Origin of the sequence: Agromyces aureus, assembly GCF_001660485.1 — a bacterium.
Lineage (GTDB): Bacteria > Actinomycetota > Actinomycetes > Actinomycetales > Microbacteriaceae > Agromyces > Agromyces aureus.
This window is the reverse complement of record NZ_CP013979.1, coordinates 2,841,822-2,857,678: the sequence shown is the minus strand read 5'-3', so window position 1 is coordinate 2,857,678 and position 15,857 is coordinate 2,841,822. Positions and strand designations below refer to the sequence as shown.

Here is a 15,857-nt window from a genome sequence, read left to right as displayed (position 1 = left end):
AATCCGCCATCGGGCGGCGCCGCCATGCCAGAGTGGTTCCGTGCGCGTCGGCGCACGTGCACGCGATCGGGGATGGGGCGGCATGCAGCGACCACTGGCCGGGCTGACGGCGAGGAACCTCGCCACCGAACTCACGGCCGGGGTGACGCTGATCGCGATCGCGATCCCACTGAACATCGGCTATGCCCAGATCGCCGGGCTGCCCGCGACCGCGGGGCTCTACGCGCTGATCGTGCCGACGATCGTCTACGCGCTCGTCGTCTCGTCGCGGCAGCTGGTGGCGTCGCCGGATGCCGCAGCCGCGGCGCTCGTGGCCTCGTCGATCGGCGGGCTCGCGGCGGCCGGTAGCGAGGACTACGCGACCCTCGCGCTCGCGCAGGCGATCATCTGCGGCGTCATGTTCGTGCTCCTCTCGGTCTTCAAGCTCGGGTTCCTCGCGAACTTCCTCTCGAAGCCGATCCTGATCGGCTTCGTCGGCGGACTGGCGCTCGACATCATGGTGAGCCAGATCGCCAAGATGCTCGGGGTCAAGATCGACTCGGGCGGTGAGTTCGTCGACAAGGTCGGGGGACTGATCAGCGGGCTCGGCACGACGAACCTCTGGTCGCTCGCGATCTCGGCCGCCTCGGTGGCCGTGCTGCTGCTCGGCAAGCGGTTCCTCCGGGCAGTGCCGTGGGCGCTCGTGGTGCTCGTGCTCACGACGGTGTTCGTCGTGGTGGCCGACCTCGACGACGCGGGCGTCGACGTGCTCGGCGCGGTGCCCGCCGGTCCGCCCACGCCGACGTGGCCCGTGCTCGACTGGACCACGTGGCTCGCGCTCATCCCGTCGGCCATCGCGCTCACGCTCGTCACCACCGCCGAGGGACTGCTCGTCTCCCGGTCGTACTCCGAGAAGCACCGGTATCCGTTCCACGCCAACCGCGACCTGATGGCGTTCGGTCTCGCGAACGTGGCCGCGGGTGCGCAGGGGAGCTTCTCGGTGGGCTCCTCGACCTCCCGTACGGCCGCGATGGATCAGGCGGGTTCCCGCACGCAGTTGCCCTCGCTCGTGCTCGCCGTGGGCACGCTGCTCCTCCTGCTCTTCGGAACAGCCCTGCTCGCCGACATCCCGTCGCCCGCGATCGGCGCGGTCGTCGGCGTCGCGATCATCCCGCTGCTCGGCTTCCGCGACTTCGCGGACCTCTGGCGCAAGGATCGCTTCGAGTTCGTGATCGGGGCCGTCTGCTTCCTCGTGACGCTGTTCGTCGGTGCCATCCCCGGCATCGTGGTCGCGTTCACGCTGGCGCTCATCAACCTCGCCAAGCGGGCCGCGAACCCGGCCATCGACGTGCTCGAGGCTTCGGGCGACCCCGGTGAGTCGCTCCTCGAGGGCGCGCCCGTGGGCCGGACCACGGCGCCCGGCGTCATCGTGATCCGCCTCGCGGCGCCGCTCTTCTTCGCCAACGGCAGCGTGTTCACCGCCGCCGTCAAGAGCGCCGTCTCGTCGGCCGACGCCGCCGCGGGCGGCCCGGTACGCGACGTCGTCATCGACATGGAGGCCGTCACCGACATCGACGTGACGGGTGCGGAGGAGTTCGAGGCGCTCAAGTCCTGGCTCGCACGCAACGACGTGGCGCTCTCGTTCAGCCGCATGCGCGACCCCGCCCGACTGCGCCTCGTGCAGCTCGGCCTGCTCGACGACGAGCGCATCTTCGTCACCAACCGCGCGGCGATCGCCGCACTGACTGGAGGTTCCGAATGAACGGCGCCATCGGCGGCATCCTGCCCCTCGCCCTCGGTGTGGCGATCAGCCCGATCCCGATCATCGCCGCGATCCTCATGCTGCTCTCGCCGAAGGCGCGCGTCACGAGCGTCGGGTTCCTGCTCGGGTGGCTCGTCGGCATCATCGTCGCGGTCACGGTGTTCACGCTGCTCGCCTCGGTGCTGCCCGAAGACGACCCCGACGCCTCCAAGCCGATCCAGGGCGTGATCCAACTGCTGCTCGGCGCGGGCCTGCTCGTGCTCGCTGTGGGGCAGTGGCGCAAGCGTCCGAAGCCGGGTGAGGAGCCTGCGCTGCCGAAGTGGATGCAGGCCATCGACAAGGTCACCTTCGGCGGTGCACTCGGCCTCGGATTCCTGCTCTCGGCGCTGAACCCGAAGAACCTCATCATGGCCGCGGGGGCGGGCACCGAGATCGAGGCGGCCGAGCTCACGGGCGGCGAGATCGTGCTGGTGATCGCGATCTACGTGCTGATCGCGGCGTCAACCGTCGCGATCCCGGTCATCGCCTACCTGCTCGCCTCGGCGAAGCTCCGCGGACCCCTCGACGCCCTGCGCGTGTGGCTCGCCCACGAGAACTCGGTGATCATGGCGGTGCTGCTGCTCGTGATCGGCATCTCGATGCTCGGCAAGGGCATCGGCAGCTTCTGAGCGAGGCGACTGCATCGACCGCTCGGTTCGGTGCGTTCAGGCTCCGGATGCCGAGGCCGCGCGTTCGACCTCGGCGACCGCCCGCTCGACGCCGCCGTGCCAGGGCGACCCGTGGCCAGGCAGCACCCATGCCGCCCCGAGGCCCGCGATGCGGTGCAGCGACGCGAGGGCCCGGGCCGGATCGTCGGTGAACGGCGCCGGCTGCGGACCGGTCGCACCGGTCAGCACGTGGCGGGTCGTGAGGCCGTCGCCGACGAACACGGCGTCGACCGCGGGAACGTGGATCGCGATGCTGCCGGGGGAGTGGCCTGGCAGGCCGACGATCACGGGTGAGCCCGGCAGGTCGAGCACGTCGCCGTCGCGAACGCCGACGACCTCGGTGATCGGCGTGGTGCGCAGGCCGTTCTTGCGCAGCGCGTACCACATGAACTTCGCGGTGGCGCCGAGCTTCACGTGGCCCCATTCGGGCTTGGAGGACTCCTCGCCACGTGCGCGCGCGGCGTCCGCCTCGTGCACGAAGATCGGCACGCCGTGGTCGCGACGCAGGCGTTCGGCGAACCCGATGTGATCGCTGTCGCCATGCGTGAGCACGACGCCGCGCACGTCGTCGAGGGTGCGGCCCATGGCGTCGAGCTCGGCGAGCAGCTCCTTCCACTGCCCGGCGAGGCCGGCGTCGATGATCGTGACGCCTTCCGGCGCGTCGATCAGGTAGACGGCGACGATGTCGTTGCCGACGCGGTGCAGCGAGGGTGCGAGTCGCATGGTGTGCTCCGTTGTCCGTTGTCCGTTGTCCGTTGTCCGTTGTCCGTTGTCCGAACGGGTTCGAGCGTCGAATGCTCGGTTCGGAGTGGCGATGGCTACGATACATAGTTATCATGGCTAACGTCAATAGCCATTCTCGAGCGGATGTCGCGCAGCGCCGGCATCCGGAATCGTCCAGAGGAGCCTGCATGCCCACGCCCGCCCGAACCTCGCTGGCCGCGATCGTCGACGCCGGCCGCGACCTGCTCGAACGCACAGGCCTCGACGGCCTCACGATGCAGGCCGTCGCCGAGCGCGTCGGGGTGCGCGCTCCATCGCTCTACAAGCGCGTGAGCGGGCGCGAGGGCCTCGTCGCGCTCGTCGTCGATGCGACCGTGCGCGATCTCGGAGTCGCCGCCGACCGTGCCGCCGCGGAGGCGGGCGACGACCCCCGCGCGCGGCTCAGGGCGCTCGCCATCGCGGTGCGCGCGTTCGCGCACGAGCGGCCGGTGGCGTTCCGAGTCGTCTTCGCGCCCGGTGCGGAGCTGCGCCTCGAGCCCGCATCCCTCGCGGCCGCGAGCGAATCCGTGCTGGGTGCGGCCGCCGACCTCGCCGGGGAGCGGCATGCGCTCGACGCCGCACGGACGTTCACGGCCTGGGCGACGGGGTTCGTGAGCATGGAGCTCGCGGGCGCGTTCCGGCTCGGCGGTGACGTCGATCGGGCGTTCGCGTTCGGGGTCGATGCACTCGTCGGCGCCGTCGAAGCGGCGGCAGCGCCAGAGACCCCGCGTGGAGACCACCGGCCCTGAGGCGAACGCGCGGGGAACGTCCCCGCGCGAGCATCGGCGTGCATCACCGACTACGTGGCGGGCGGCGCATCCTCCGTCGGCAGGCTGCGCGCGAACTCGGCGAACGCGGCTCGCACCTGTCCGGGCTCTTCGATCCACGCGAAGTGGGCACCGCCCTCGATGTCGGCGCGGGTGACGTTCGGGCCTTCGTAGCGCGCGACGTTCCAGAGTCGTTGGGTGACGATGCGGTCGTCGCCGCCGCTGACGATCAGGGTGGGCAGGGCCTGCGGCCACCAGTTCGCCGCATAGGTCGTGTCGAAGTGCTCGGCCGACCAGTCCACGGCGCGACCGTTGTAGGGCATGCGGGCGAGGAGTTCACGGCCCCGCTCGACGTGATCGGCGCGGAAGTTCCACGGTGCAGAAGCGACGGCGAAGTCGGCGAGATGCCCGTCGGTCGGCTCGAGCTCGTACGCGACGGTGGCGGCATCGACCTCCGGGAGCGGGTGGTCGCGCGTCATCTGCTCGAACGCGCCCATCCACGACGCGTCCGGAGCGGTGCTCACGAGCACCAGTCCGGTCAGCATTCCTTCGAGCTCAGGCGTCGACAGGAGGTACATGCCGCCCGTCGAGTGGCCCACGAAGATCGGATGCGCCACAGCCGCCGCCGCCTCGATCAGCACCGACGGCCAGACGGTGAACGGATCGACCGGTGCGCCCGGAGCGTCGACGTTCGATCCGTCGCCGGGGAGGTCGACCATCCACACGCGACCCGGCACGTCGATGACGTCCGCAAGTTCGTGGAGGCTCTCCGAGCCGATGCCCGGACCGCCCGGAAGGAGGAGCCAGTCGAGCTCTCCCGGTCGCTCGTGACGAAGGCGCATGCGCACCCCCGAGGCAGTCCAGTGCTGGTCCATGTTCATCGCTCCAACGGGTGTTCTCCGGTCTGGGAATCAATACTCTACACTGTAGAAAAAATGAGAGGCGATGAGATGGCATCTCGAGGACGTCCCCCGTCCCTCACACGCGCGGCGGTGCTCGATGGAGCGATCGGCCTCCTCGATGACGTCGGTCTCGACGCCTTCAGCATGCGCGCACTCGGACGAAGGCTCGGCGTCGACCCGATGGCGGTCTACTCCTACTTCCCGAGCAGGACGGCGATCCTCGACGGGGTGGTGGAGCGCATCTTCGCCGAATGCCGGCTTCCGGCGCGAACGGGGGATTGGAGAGCGGATGCCGCGGCGGTCGGCCATGCGTTCCGACGCGCGCTGCTGGCGCACCCGGCCGCGATCCCGCTCATGGCCATGAGGCCGGCGGTCACGATCGACGCCTTCGAGGTCACCGAGGCCCTGCTCGAATCACTCGCCCCGGCCGCGCTGCCTCCGCGCGCCGCGCTCGACATCGCACAACTCCTCGGCCGGCTGACCGTCGGCCATGCGATCGCGCAGGCGGGACCACCGCCGGGTGCCGACCAGGACGGGCGCGAGCGCGCGCATGCCGAGTCCGCCGCCGCGTTGCCGGCGGATCGGTTCCCGCACCTCGCGAGCGCATACGCCCAGGGGTACGTGATCGACCACGACGCCCTGTTCGCCACCGCCGTCGATGCGACACTCGCAGCCGTCGCCGAATCACTCCCGGAGAACGAAGGCGCTCGCCGCTGACCGACCGCCGTCTGCGGGAACCCGGGGGTCACCTGGGCACCGTAGACTTCACGAACACTCCGTGGATGATGCCGGCGATCCCAACGTCGCCGCATCTTCATCGTCTCGATGACGATCGGCGTGACGATCTTCAACGTCTCGATGATGATCGGGGTGTCGCTGTTGGTACTGGTGGGAGTGAACATGAGCGGCGAGTGGCATCGGAAGCACCTCGGAGACGACGTACCCGAGCAGGCTCCCGGCGAAGAGACGCTGCTCGGCGCCGCCGGCGACGAGGTTCCGCCCGGGGGAGTGGTCGCAGGCTCCTTCAGCCAGGAGTTCCCCGGCGCCGACCCGTATGCGGGCATTCCGGCCGACCAGGTCGGCCTCCCACCGCTGACCGAGGCCGAGCAGGAGGCCGTGGCGCGCCAGGCCGACCGCATCGCCGACGACCCGGACGAAGCCCGCGACCTCTGAGCGCCATCGCAGCCGTGGATCGAGATGATGCGCGGATGACGAACGACGTCGAACTGGGATGACCGGCTGGTCGTGCGACGTCATCTTCGTGCTCCAGGTCAGAGCCGCCCCGCCGGACAGCGGTGGGAACGGTCCGCCTCTGTCCGCGACGGAGGAATCACAGCCGCGCTGCGATGGTGATCGCCTGCATGGTGCTCTCAAGGCGACCTGAGCCGAAGTTGGTGATAAGTGCCTGCGCCGCGTCCTCCGTCGCTGCCTGCAGACCGCCGGCTTCGCGCGCCTCGATCTCGGCGCGCACCGGGGTGCCTTGGCACACTCCGATCGCCGCATCGCGCGCTGTGTCTGCTCGACTGGGCAGGGTCACCGTCTCGGCGTCGACCTCGGCGAAGCCGGATGCGATGAGTTCGGAGCGAATCAGGTCGACATCGAAGTACCCGAACGGCACTCGTTCGATGAAGGACGGCGGGTCATCGGGATATCGTGCCGTCAACGCTCCGGCGATGATTCGGGTGACATCGTTGACCGCGAGGCTGTCCCAGACTGTGAATATGAAGGTTCCGTCGCGTGCCAGCACCCGGGCGGCTTGTTGGTACGCCCGAGTTCTCTCGGGAAAGAACATCACCCCGAACTGGCAGGCGATGAGATCGAAGCTGTCTTCTGCGAAGGGCAGCGCCATCGCGTCGCACTGCGTCCACGTGGCGTGCCCGGATTCCGGCGCCGTGGTGGCGACGTCGATCATCGCCTGATTCAGATCAGTTGCCGTGATCGCCGTGTCCTCGCCGAGTACCCGTTCGAGCTCCCGGGTGACCACCCCGGTACCGGCTGCAGTCTCGAGCAGCCGTCGTGGGGCGAATGGCGCGATGCGTTGCGCGATGTCAACCGCATAGGGCTCGAAGAACAACGGCGAAAGATACTGCTCGTACAGGACAGGGATGGAGCCTTCGAACGCGGCATCAGACTTCGGCATGAGTACTCCGCATCAAAGGCAGGCACGGATCGGTGCCGGTCGGCGCCGATACGCCCAGTATGCGCGCCGTTGCGAGCGGTCACCATCCAACCCGCCTTGCTTGCCATTCCAGTTAGTGATCACTAACATGAATCCAGTTAGTGCACGCTAACCGGATTCCGGCGGCGTGCGCCCTGCAGAGAGGCAGAAGACACGCACATGGGCACGATCGACGCCGGCCGCCGTCCGTTCGAGCGCGTGCTCGTCGCGAACCGCGGCGAGATCGCGGTGCGCGTCATCCGCACGCTGCGACGTCTCGGCATCCGGTCGATCGCGGTCTTCTCCGACGCCGATGCGGATGCCCCGCACGTGCGTCTCGCCGACGAGGCCGTGCGCATCGGCCCGGCGCCCGCCACGCAGAGCTACCTCGACCCCGCCCAGCTCATCGCGGCGGCACTCGAGACCGGCGCGCAGGCCGTGCACCCCGGCTACGGGTTCCTCTCCGAGCACGCGGGATTCGCCGCCGCCTGCCGCGAGGCCGGCATCGTGTTCATCGGGCCGGGCGACGAGGCGCTCGCCGTCATGGGCGACAAGATCCGCGCGAAGCGGCACGTCGCGGCATCCGGGGTACCGGTCGTGCCCGGCGTCTCCGACCCCGAACTCGACGACGCGGCGCTCCTCGCCGCCGGTGAGCAGGTCGGCTTCCCGCTGCTCGTGAAGCCGTCCGCGGGCGGCGGCGGCAAGGGCATGCAGATCGCGCGCGACGCCGTCGAGCTCGCCGAGGCGATCCCGGCCGCCCGCAGGGTCGCCCGGACCTCGTTCGGCGACGACACGCTCCTCCTCGAGCGCCTCATCGAGCGTCCGCGGCACATCGAGGTGCAGGTGCTCGCCGACGCCGACGGCACGGTCATCCACCTCGGCGAGCGCGAGTGCTCGCTCCAGCGCCGCCACCAGAAGGTCGTCGAGGAGGCGCCGTCGCCGCTCCTCGATGCGGCGACGCGCGAGCGCATCGGGCAGGCCGCCTGCGATGCGGCCCGCAGCGTCGCGTACCTCGGCGCGGGCACGGTCGAGTTCCTCGTGTCGGATGTCGCGCCCGACGAGTTCTTCTTCATCGAGATGAACACCCGGCTGCAGGTCGAGCACCCGGTGACCGAGCTCGTGACGGGCATCGACCTCGTCGAGCAGCAGCTCCGCATCGCCGCCGGGCAGCCGCTTGCGATCGCCCAGCACGACGTGCACCTCACCGGGCACGCGATCGAGGCACGGGTCTACGCCGAGTCGCCCGACCGCGGATTCCTGCCCTCGACGGGCGAACTGCTCGAGTGGCGGCCGGCGACCGGCGACGGCGTGCGCGTCGATGCGGGCATCCGTACGGGTCAGCACGTCACGGCCGACTACGACCCCATGCTCGCGAAGGTCATCGCGTACGGCGCCGACCGTGCCGAGGCGCTCGAACGGCTCGATGCGGCGCTCGCCGAGACCGTCGTGCTCGGGGTCGACACGAACCTCGCGTTCGTGCGGCGCCTGCTCGCCGATCCCGACGTGCGCGCCGGCGCGCTCGACACGAACCTCATCGAGCGGATGCCGCCCGCCACCGCCGAGCGGCCCCGACCCGAGCAGCTCGCAGCCGCGGCATCCGCCCTGCTCGCCGAAGCCGCCGGTGACCGGCGCACGCGCACCGGCACCCGTGATCGCGACGTCGAGGGACCGAGCGCGTGGACGGATGCCGCGGGCTGGCGCCTCGGCGCGCGCCGCCCGCCGACCGTGCTGCTCGCCCCGCGCGACGCGCCCGCCGACGTGGTCGCCGTCACCACAGCCGAGCCGTCCCGCGACGCGTCGGACGAGCCGAACGCCGCTGCCACCGTTCGCATCGCCGCCAACGGCGAGATCTGGGTGCACGACGCCCGCGGCACGACCGCGTTCGTGCACGTCGACCGTCGCGCCCACGCCGAGGCTCGACGGGCGCTCGCCGAGCGCGGCGGCGTCGCGCTGAGCCCCGAACTGCGGGCACCCATGCCGGGCACGGTCACCGCCGTGTTCGTCGCCGACGGCGACGCCGTCGAGGCGGGCGCCCCGATCCTCGCGATCGAGGCCATGAAGATGGAGCACCGCATCACCGCCTCCGCCGACGGAACCGTGCGACTCGCGGCATCCGTCGGCGACCTGGTCTCGCGCGACCAACCCGTCGCGCGCATCGAGCCTGCGAGCGAAACCCGCGACGCAGCACCCGAAGCATCCGCACCCGGATCAGCACCCCCTGCGACCCAGGGGGATCACGAACAGGAGCCCACGCATGCAGTATGACCTCTCCGACGAGGAGCAGCGCCTCTCCGACGACGTCGCCGACTTCGCCGACCGCGTCGTCGCGCCCGCCGCCTACGAGTACGACACGCAGCGCCGGCTGCCGATGGAGATCATCGCGCAGATGGGCGACATGGGCCTGTTCGGCCTGCCGTTCCCAAAGGAGGTCGGCGGCCAGGGCAAGAGCTACTTCCAGCTCTGCCTCGCCGTCGAGGCGCTCGGCCGCGTCGACCAGTCGATCGGCGTCACCCTCGAAGCGGGCGTGGGGCTCGGCGTCATGCCGATCTACCGGCACGGCACGGCAGAACAGCAGGCGGAGTACCTGCCCGACCTCGTGTCGGGGCGCGCGCTCGCCGGGTTCGGGCTCACCGAGGCGGGCGCCGGCAGCGACGCGGGTGCCACGGCGACGACGGCCGACCTCGTCGGCGACCAGTGGGTCATCAACGGCTCGAAGCAGTTCATCACCAACTCGGGCACGCCCATCACCCGGTTCGTCACGATCACCGCGGTGACCGGGCAGCGCGTCGGCGCCCGCGGCGAGCTCAAGCCCGAGCTGTCGACGATCATCGTGCCGAACGACACCCCCGGCTTCACGGTCGAGCCGAGCTACGACAAGGTCGGCTGGCACACCTCCGACACGCACCCGCTGACGCTCCGCGACGTTCGCGTGCCGGCGTCGAACCTGCTCGGCGAGCGCGGACGCGGCTACGCGAACTTCCTCCGCACGCTGAACGAGGGGCGGGTCGCGTTCGCGGCCCTCGCGACCGGGGCCGCGCAGGGCTGCCTCGAGGAGGCGCTGCGCTACGCGAACGAACGTCGCGTCTTCGGCGTCAGCATCGGCTCGAACCAGCACATCGCGTTCAAGATCGCGCGCATGCAGGCCCGCGTGCACCAGGCACGGCTCGCCTGGCACGACGCCGCGCGCAAGCTCGACGCGGGCAAGCCCTTCACGCTCGAGGCATCCATCGCCAAGATGGTGTGCGGGGAGGCGGCCATGGACAACGCGCGCGACGCCACGCAGATCTTCGGCGGCTACGGCTTCATGAACGAGAACGCCGTGGCGCGCCACTACCGCGACTCGAAGATCCTCGAGATCGGCGAGGGCACCACCGAGGTGCAGCTCATGATCATCACGCGCGAGCTCGGCATCGGCGCCGAGCAGCTCGTGCCGACCCCCTAGGAGCCTGAGATGACGGATGCCGCGAGCGACGCCCGGCCGGAGGAGCGCGAGGTCGTGCAGCGCGGCCTCTGGTTCGAGGAGTTCGAGCCGGGCGTGCGATACCTGCACCGCCCGGGGCGCACCGTGACCGAGGCCGACAACGTGCTCTTCACGACGCTCACGATGAACCCGCAGCCGCTGCACCTCGACGCGGCCTTCGCGGCGACGCAGCCGTTCGGGCGCATCCTCGTGAACTCGCTGTTCACGCTCTCGACCCTGGTCGGCCAGTCGGTCGGGCAGCTGACGCTCGGCACGCTCGTCGCGAACCTCGGCTTCGGCGAGGTCGCGTTCCCGAACCCGGTGTTCGTCGGCGACACGCTGTACGGCGAGTCGGTCGTCGAGTCGAAGCGGCTGTCGTCGTCGCGCCCGGGCGAGGGGGTCGTCGTGCTCGCGCACACCGCGCGCAACCAGCACGGCGTCGTGGTCGCGACCGCGTCGCGCACGATGCTGGTGCACACCCGTGAAGCGGGTGAGCGCAGCGCCGCGCGGCCCGGCACGGGCGGCGATTCGTCGAACGGTCGGGCGAGCGGATGACCCGGCCGCCGTTCCGCCTCGGCCCGGCGCTGCTCTTCTGCCCGGCCGACCGGCCCGACCGCTTCGCGAAGGCGCTCGAACGGTCCGACGCGGTGGTCCTCGATCTCGAGGACGCCGTCGCGCCCGAGTCGAAGGCCGCCGCGCGGCGTGCGGTCGCGGCATCCGCCCTCGACGTGGCCCTTGACCACGATCGCGTGATCGTGCGGGTGAACCCGGCCGCGTCGGCGGACTTCGCGGCCGACGTCGCGATGCTCGCCGAGACGCCCTATCGAACCGTGATGCTCGCCAAGTGCGAGGGGACCGTCGACCTCGTCGACCTCGAGGCGTTCGAGGTCGTCGCGCTGTGCGAGACGGCGAGGGGCGTGCTCGCGGCCGAGGCCGTCGCGGCGCTGCCGAACGTGTCGGCGCTCATGTGGGGCGCCGAAGACCTCGTCGCCTCGCTCGGGGGCTTCTCGAGCCGCCACGCCGACGCCCGCTACCGGGGCGTCGCCGCGCACGCCCGTGCGCACGTCCAGCTCGCCGCCGCCGCGCACGGGGTCGCCGCGATCGACACCGTGCACCTGGACATCGCCGACCTCGAAGGTCTCGCCGAAGAGGCGCAGGATGCCGCGGCGCTCGGGTTCGCGGCCACCGCCTGCATCCACCCGTCCCAGGTCGACACCGTGCGCGAGGCCTACCGCCCGAATGCCGATCAGTTCGAGTGGGCGCGTGCCGTGCTGGCCGCGGCGTCCGGCGAGCCCGGCGTCTTCGCGTTCCGCGGGCGCATGGTCGACGGGCCGGTGCTCCGGCAGGCCGAGGCCGTGCTCCGGCGCGAGGGGCGTCGTGCGGGAGTCCGATCCGATCCGCCGTCGGCTCCGAATCACCACTGATCAGCCCGATTCGTCCTCCATTCGAGGGTCAAGTCGACACGATTCGGTAACAGTTCATTCGGAATTCCCGCGGGGGCATCCGAAGGACCTCGGGTGCAACATAGGGTCGATTCAATCCTGGGGAGGAGGAGAAGGTGGCCAGAAGGCACTTGGCAGGGGGGCGCGACACGCACCGTGAGACCGATCACGGGTCGACGGTCGCACTCGCGGAACGCGACGTATTCCCGAATGCGGATGCCGTCGAGGCGTCGATCCTCGACGAGCCTCGCACGGCGGCGCACCGCGCCGAGGTCGTCGCCAGCAACACCTTCTCCGGCCCGATCCTCGTGCCGCTCCGAGCCAGGCTCGGCGACACCGACATGAGCGTGCACCGCCTCGCGATCGGCGCCAGCACCTTCGGGTGGACCCTGGGGTCCGACGACGCCCACGCGATCCTCGACCGGTTCGCCGGAACGGGCGGCGACCTCATCGACACGGCCGACAGCTACGCCGCCGGCCGCAGCGAATCGATCATCGGATCGTGGATGGCCTCGCGCGGTTCGCGCGATCGCATGCACGTCATGACCAAGGTCGGCCGCAACCAGGACCTTCCGGGACTCGCGCCGCAGACGATCAGGTCCGCCGTCGACGCGAGCCTGCAGCGACTGCAGACCGAGCGCATCGACGTGCTGTTCCTGCACGGCGAAGACCACGACGTGCCGCTCGAGGAGTCGCTCGGCGCCGTCGGGGCGCTCGTCGAAGCCGGCAAGGTGCGCGCGGTCGGGGCGAGCGACTTCTCGCCCGAACGCCTCATCGAGGCCCGCGTGCTCGCCGCCAACGGCCTGCCGCGGTTCCAGACGCTGACCACCCGGTACAGCCTCATGGAGCGCAAGTCCTTCGAGGGCGCGACCGAGCTCGTCGCGCACGCGCAGGGCCTCGCGGTGATGCCCTACTTCGCACTCGCGAACGGATTCCTCGCCGGCGGCATCCGGCGGCGGAGCGACGTCAAGCACGACGCCCGCGGTGCCCGCGCCGGCGTGCACCTCGGTCGTCGCGGACTCCGCGTGCTCGCGGCCCTCGACGAGATCGCCGCGACGCACGCCGTCGCACCGGCCACGGTCGCGCTCGCGTGGCTGCTCGCGCGGCCCTCGATCGTGGCGCCGGTCGTGAGCGCGACCAACGCCGACCAGGTCGACGCGCTCATCGCGGCCGCATCCGTGGATCTGCACCGCTCGGAGCTCGTCGAGCTCGACCGCGCCTCGCACTGAGCTGCGCGCCGAACCCCACGGCGCGAACGCGTGGCCTAGGCTGGGTGGGATGAACGGCGCCGTCGACCTTCCTCTCGGCACTGCCGAACTGTCCTTCACCGCTGCCGGTGACGCCCTCGTGCGACGCACGATCCTGCCGTCGGGGGTGCGGGTGCTCACCGAGCAGGTTCCGGGCAGCCGCAGCGCGACCATCGGGTTCTGGGTGGCCGTGGGCTCGCGCGACGAGCGTGCCGCCGACGGCGTGCATCCCGCGACCTTCGGGTCGACGCACTTCCTCGAGCACCTGCTGTTCAAGGGCACGCCCACCCGCACCGCGCTCGACATCGCCATCTCCTTCGACGCCGTCGGCGGCGAGCACAACGCGCTCACGGCGAAGGAGTACACCTGCTACTACGCCAAGGTGCAAGACAGAGACCTGCCGATGGCGGTCGAGGTGCTCTCCGACATGTTCACGTCGTCGCTGCTCGACCCCGTCGAGTTCGACAACGAGCGCGGCGTCATCCTCGAAGAACTGTCGATGGCGGGCGACGACCCCGGCGACGTCGCGAACGAGCGCTTCTTCGAGGCCGTGCTCGGCGACCACCCGCTCGGCCGGCCCATCGGCGGCGATCCCGACACGATCAACCGGGCCACTCGCGAGGCCGTGCACGAGCACTACCTCGCGAACTACCGGCCGAACGACCTCGTCGTCACCGCCGCGGGCGCCGTCGATCACGACGAGCTCGTCGCCGCACTCGAACGCGCGCTCACGGCAGGCGGGTGGAATCTGACGGTCGAGGCCGCACCCGTCGAGCGACGGTCCCGCACCTCGGTGGAGCTCGCGCCGGCCCTCGAGCTCACGGTCGTGCAGCGCCCCATCGAGCAGGTCAACCTCCTGATCGGTGCGCGCGGCCTCGTCGCGACCGACCCGCGCCGTTCGACGATGAGCGTGCTCAACACCGTGTTCGGCTCGGGCATGTCGTCGCGCCTCTTCCAGGAGGTGCGCGAACGACGCGGGCTCGCCTACTCGGTGTACTCGTTCGCGCCGTCGTACTCCGACGCGGGCCTCTTCGGCATGTACGCCGGATGCTCGCCCTCGAAGGCGCCGACGGTCGCCGAACTCATGCGCGCCGAGCTCGGGCGCCTCGCGAGCGACGGCATCACGGCCGAAGAGCTCCGCCGCGCCACGGGCCAGCTGGCCGGGGCCTCCGCCCTCGCCCTCGAGGACTCCGACACGCGGATGTCGCGGCTCGGCCGCGCCGAGCTCACGCTCGGGGAGTTCGTCGACCTCGACGAGGCACTCCGTCGCATCGCCCGCGTCACCGCCGAAGACGTGCGCGTGCTCGCCGCCGATCTCGTCGCCCAGCCGTTCTCGCTCGTCGCCGTCGGCGCGAGCGAGGAAGCCGACTTCGCTCAGGCGATCGACCTGCCCCCGACCTCCGACGCCGCCTGACCGCGGCCACCCGACACCGACGCCTCGACCACACAGGAAGCGCATCGTGCCACACCACCTCTACCTCGTCCGACACGGCGAGCAGCTCGACGCCGAACACGGACTCCAAGACGGGCCGCTGTCGCCGCGCGGTCGTCGGCAGGCCGAGCTGCTGGCCGAGCGGCTCGGCGGCATCCCGTTCGACAACGCCTGGCACTCGCCGCTGCAGCGCGCGACCGAGACCGCCGCCATCATCGCGGCGAAGATGCCGTCGCTCTCACCCGAGCCGTCGGCCCTGCTCTTCGACTGCATCCCCTCGGGTCCGGCGCCTGCGACGCCCAAGGCCTATGACGCGTTCTTCGGTTCGGTGACCGAGGCCGAGATCGAGGCCGGCACCGCCCAGATGGAAGACGCGGCGGCCGAGTTCCTGCGATCGCACCGCGACGACCGCCACGACCTGCTCATCACCCACAACTTCGTGATCGGCTGGTTCGTGCGGGAGGTCCTGAGCGCACCCGACTGGCGTTGGCTCTCGATCAACCAGGCGAACTGCGGGCTCACGGTGCTCACCCAGCGCTCCGGCCGCCCTTGGAACCTGGTAGTGCACAACGACCTCTCGCACCTCCCGTTCGAGCTGCGCACGGGTCTGCCGGAGCCCTTCGCGGTCTGACCGCTCGCCACCCGACCGCCGTCGCACGGTCGGGCATGCGGATGCCGCACGCCGGCGTCGACCCGTCGGCCGCGCCGTCAGTCGGCGAGCCGCTTCGCGTACCAGGTCGTCGCGTTGGGGTTGTCGTTGTACGGCGGGATCTCGACGAACCCGCTCGAGCGGTAGAGACCGCCCGCGGCGGCGAGGCTCGCGTTCGTGTCGAGCACGAGCTCCTGGGCGCCGAACTCGCGCGCGCGGCGTTCGAGCTCGACGAGCAGTGCGCGTCCGGTTCCACGGCCGCGCGCGGCATCCGTCAGCCAGAGGTGCTTGATCTCGTAGCGCACGAGGCCGGTCGCGGGGTCGGCATCGATGCGCCTGATGCCGCCGCAGCCGATGCCCCTCGTGCCACCGGCATCCGTCACCGTGCCGTCTGCTGACGTGCTCGGCGCATCGTCGACGATGAGGAACACGCCGTCGGGCGGCGTGAACGCGGCGTCGGCGGGAAACGTCGGACGGTACTTGCCCTGCTCGGCCGGGAACCCGGCCGCACGTTCGGTGAAGTACGCCGTGAGCATGCCGTGGGCCTCTGCGCCGCTGACCGGCACCGCTCGGAACTGCATGCGGTTCAG

16 protein-coding genes are annotated in these 15,857 nt (G+C 70.8%); 12 read left to right on the top strand and 4 right to left on the bottom strand.

What is annotated here, in order from left to right; genetic code table 11:
- The first annotated feature begins 82 nt into the window (after positions 1–82).
- Together ATC03_RS12850 and ATC03_RS12845 are read left to right on the top strand one after the other, a co-directional pair.
- Positions 83–1,741: a SulP family inorganic anion transporter gene (locus ATC03_RS12850; protein WP_067882131.1), complete on the top strand. Its 1,659-nt coding sequence runs from the start codon at positions 83–85 to the stop codon at positions 1,739–1,741.
- Entirely contained in the window at positions 1,738–2,409 is a 672-nt protein-coding gene (locus ATC03_RS12845; protein WP_067877729.1) for a GAP family protein, read from the top strand. The genes ATC03_RS12850 and ATC03_RS12845 overlap by 4 nt, the downstream gene beginning before the upstream one ends.
- Before the next feature lie 36 nt (positions 2,410–2,445).
- Here the strand turns inward: ATC03_RS12845 and ATC03_RS12840 are convergent, their stop codons facing one another.
- Positions 2,446–3,171, bottom strand: a complete 726-nt coding sequence (locus ATC03_RS12840; RefSeq protein WP_067877726.1) for an MBL fold metallo-hydrolase — start codon at positions 3,169–3,171, stop codon at positions 2,446–2,448.
- A 188-nt stretch (positions 3,172–3,359) separates the two neighbouring features.
- Between ATC03_RS12840 and ATC03_RS12835 the strand changes: the two genes are divergently transcribed.
- Positions 3,360–3,959, top strand: a complete 600-nt coding sequence (locus ATC03_RS12835; RefSeq protein WP_067877723.1) for a TetR/AcrR family transcriptional regulator — start codon at positions 3,360–3,362, stop codon at positions 3,957–3,959.
- A gap of 50 nt (positions 3,960–4,009) precedes the next feature.
- Here ATC03_RS12835 and ATC03_RS12830 read toward each other — a convergent pair whose 3' ends face one another.
- Complete coding sequence (locus ATC03_RS12830) at positions 4,010–4,852, bottom strand: alpha/beta fold hydrolase (protein ID WP_067882128.1); 843 nt, start codon at positions 4,850–4,852, stop codon at positions 4,010–4,012.
- Here ATC03_RS12830 and ATC03_RS12825 point away from each other — a divergent pair.
- Positions 4,841–5,596 (top strand): TetR/AcrR family transcriptional regulator, encoded by a 756-nt coding sequence (locus ATC03_RS12825; protein ID WP_152030952.1) that lies wholly within the window; start codon positions 4,841–4,843, stop codon positions 5,594–5,596. The genes ATC03_RS12830 and ATC03_RS12825 overlap by 12 nt on opposite strands.
- Before the next feature lie 108 nt (positions 5,597–5,704).
- Positions 5,705–6,052 carry a hypothetical protein gene (locus ATC03_RS12820; protein ID WP_067877717.1) on the top strand — a complete coding sequence of 116 codons (348 nt, stop codon included), beginning with the start codon at positions 5,705–5,707 and terminating at the stop codon, positions 6,050–6,052.
- 157 nt (positions 6,053–6,209) lie between these two features.
- Here the strand turns inward: ATC03_RS12820 and ATC03_RS12815 are convergent, their stop codons facing one another.
- Positions 6,210–7,019 (bottom strand): class I SAM-dependent methyltransferase, encoded by an 810-nt coding sequence (locus tag ATC03_RS12815; protein WP_067877714.1) that lies wholly within the window; start codon positions 7,017–7,019, stop codon positions 6,210–6,212.
- A 198-nt stretch (positions 7,020–7,217) separates the two neighbouring features.
- Between ATC03_RS12815 and ATC03_RS12810 the strand changes: the two genes are divergently transcribed.
- The 7 genes from ATC03_RS12810 (at position 7,218) to ATC03_RS12780 (ending at position 15,249) form a co-directional block, all read left to right on the top strand.
- Positions 7,218–9,302, top strand: coding sequence for an ATP-binding protein (locus ATC03_RS12810; protein ID WP_067877711.1), 2,085 nt, complete (start codon positions 7,218–7,220; stop codon positions 9,300–9,302).
- Complete coding sequence (locus tag ATC03_RS12805) at positions 9,292–10,479, top strand: acyl-CoA dehydrogenase family protein (RefSeq protein ID WP_067877708.1); 1,188 nt, start codon at positions 9,292–9,294, stop codon at positions 10,477–10,479. Before ATC03_RS12810 ends, ATC03_RS12805 begins: the two co-directional genes overlap by 11 nt.
- A gap of 9 nt (positions 10,480–10,488) precedes the next feature.
- Entirely contained in the window at positions 10,489–11,052 is a 564-nt protein-coding gene (locus ATC03_RS12800) for a MaoC family dehydratase (RefSeq protein ID WP_067877705.1), read from the top strand.
- Entirely contained in the window at positions 11,049–11,921 is an 873-nt protein-coding gene (locus ATC03_RS12795) for an HpcH/HpaI aldolase/citrate lyase family protein (protein WP_067877703.1), read from the top strand. Before ATC03_RS12800 ends, ATC03_RS12795 begins: the two co-directional genes overlap by 4 nt.
- 134 nt (positions 11,922–12,055) lie before the next feature.
- On the top strand, positions 12,056–13,168 hold the full coding sequence (locus ATC03_RS12790; protein WP_227820091.1) for an aldo/keto reductase: 1,113 nt from the start codon (positions 12,056–12,058) through the stop codon (positions 13,166–13,168).
- Positions 13,169–13,217: 49 nt separating this feature from the next.
- Positions 13,218–14,600, top strand: coding sequence for a M16 family metallopeptidase (locus ATC03_RS12785; protein ID WP_067877700.1), 1,383 nt, complete (start codon positions 13,218–13,220; stop codon positions 14,598–14,600).
- Between the two features lie 46 nt (positions 14,601–14,646).
- Positions 14,647–15,249: a histidine phosphatase family protein gene (locus ATC03_RS12780; RefSeq protein WP_067877698.1), complete on the top strand. Its 603-nt coding sequence runs from the start codon at positions 14,647–14,649 to the stop codon at positions 15,247–15,249.
- A 77-nt stretch (positions 15,250–15,326) separates the two neighbouring features.
- Here ATC03_RS12780 and ATC03_RS12775 read toward each other — a convergent pair whose 3' ends face one another.
- Positions 15,327–15,848, bottom strand: coding sequence for a GNAT family N-acetyltransferase (locus tag ATC03_RS12775; RefSeq protein WP_067877695.1), 522 nt, complete (start codon positions 15,846–15,848; stop codon positions 15,327–15,329).
- Positions 15,849–15,857 lie beyond the last annotated feature (9 nt).

Excerpts from the sequence above, each read along its gene's own strand:
- ATC03_RS12800 (WP_067877705.1), top strand. The coding sequence starts at position 10,489 with ATGACGGATGCCGCGAGCGACGCCCGGCCGGAGGAGCGCGAGGTCGTG.
- ATC03_RS12775 (WP_067877695.1), bottom strand. The coding sequence starts at position 15,848 with ATGCAGTTCCGAGCGGTGCCGGTCAGCGGCGCAGAGGCCCACGGCATG.
- ATC03_RS12785 (WP_067877700.1), top strand. The coding sequence starts at position 13,218 with ATGAACGGCGCCGTCGACCTTCCTCTCGGCACTGCCGAACTGTCCTTC.
- ATC03_RS12830 (WP_067882128.1), bottom strand. The coding sequence starts at position 4,852 with ATGGACCAGCACTGGACTGCCTCGGGGGTGCGCATGCGCCTTCGTCAC.
- ATC03_RS12850 (WP_067882131.1), top strand. The coding sequence starts at position 83 with ATGCAGCGACCACTGGCCGGGCTGACGGCGAGGAACCTCGCCACCGAA.
- ATC03_RS12840 (WP_067877726.1), bottom strand. The coding sequence starts at position 3,171 with ATGCGACTCGCACCCTCGCTGCACCGCGTCGGCAACGACATCGTCGCC.
- ATC03_RS12805 (WP_067877708.1), top strand. The coding sequence starts at position 9,292 with ATGCAGTATGACCTCTCCGACGAGGAGCAGCGCCTCTCCGACGACGTC.
- ATC03_RS12845 (WP_067877729.1), top strand. The coding sequence starts at position 1,738 with ATGAACGGCGCCATCGGCGGCATCCTGCCCCTCGCCCTCGGTGTGGCG.
- ATC03_RS12835 (WP_067877723.1), top strand. The coding sequence starts at position 3,360 with ATGCCCACGCCCGCCCGAACCTCGCTGGCCGCGATCGTCGACGCCGGC.
- ATC03_RS12810 (WP_067877711.1), top strand. The coding sequence starts at position 7,218 with ATGGGCACGATCGACGCCGGCCGCCGTCCGTTCGAGCGCGTGCTCGTC.
- ATC03_RS12820 (WP_067877717.1), top strand. The coding sequence starts at position 5,705 with ATGACGATCGGCGTGACGATCTTCAACGTCTCGATGATGATCGGGGTG.
- ATC03_RS12795 (WP_067877703.1), top strand. The coding sequence starts at position 11,049 with ATGACCCGGCCGCCGTTCCGCCTCGGCCCGGCGCTGCTCTTCTGCCCG.
- ATC03_RS12815 (WP_067877714.1), bottom strand. The coding sequence starts at position 7,019 with ATGCCGAAGTCTGATGCCGCGTTCGAAGGCTCCATCCCTGTCCTGTAC.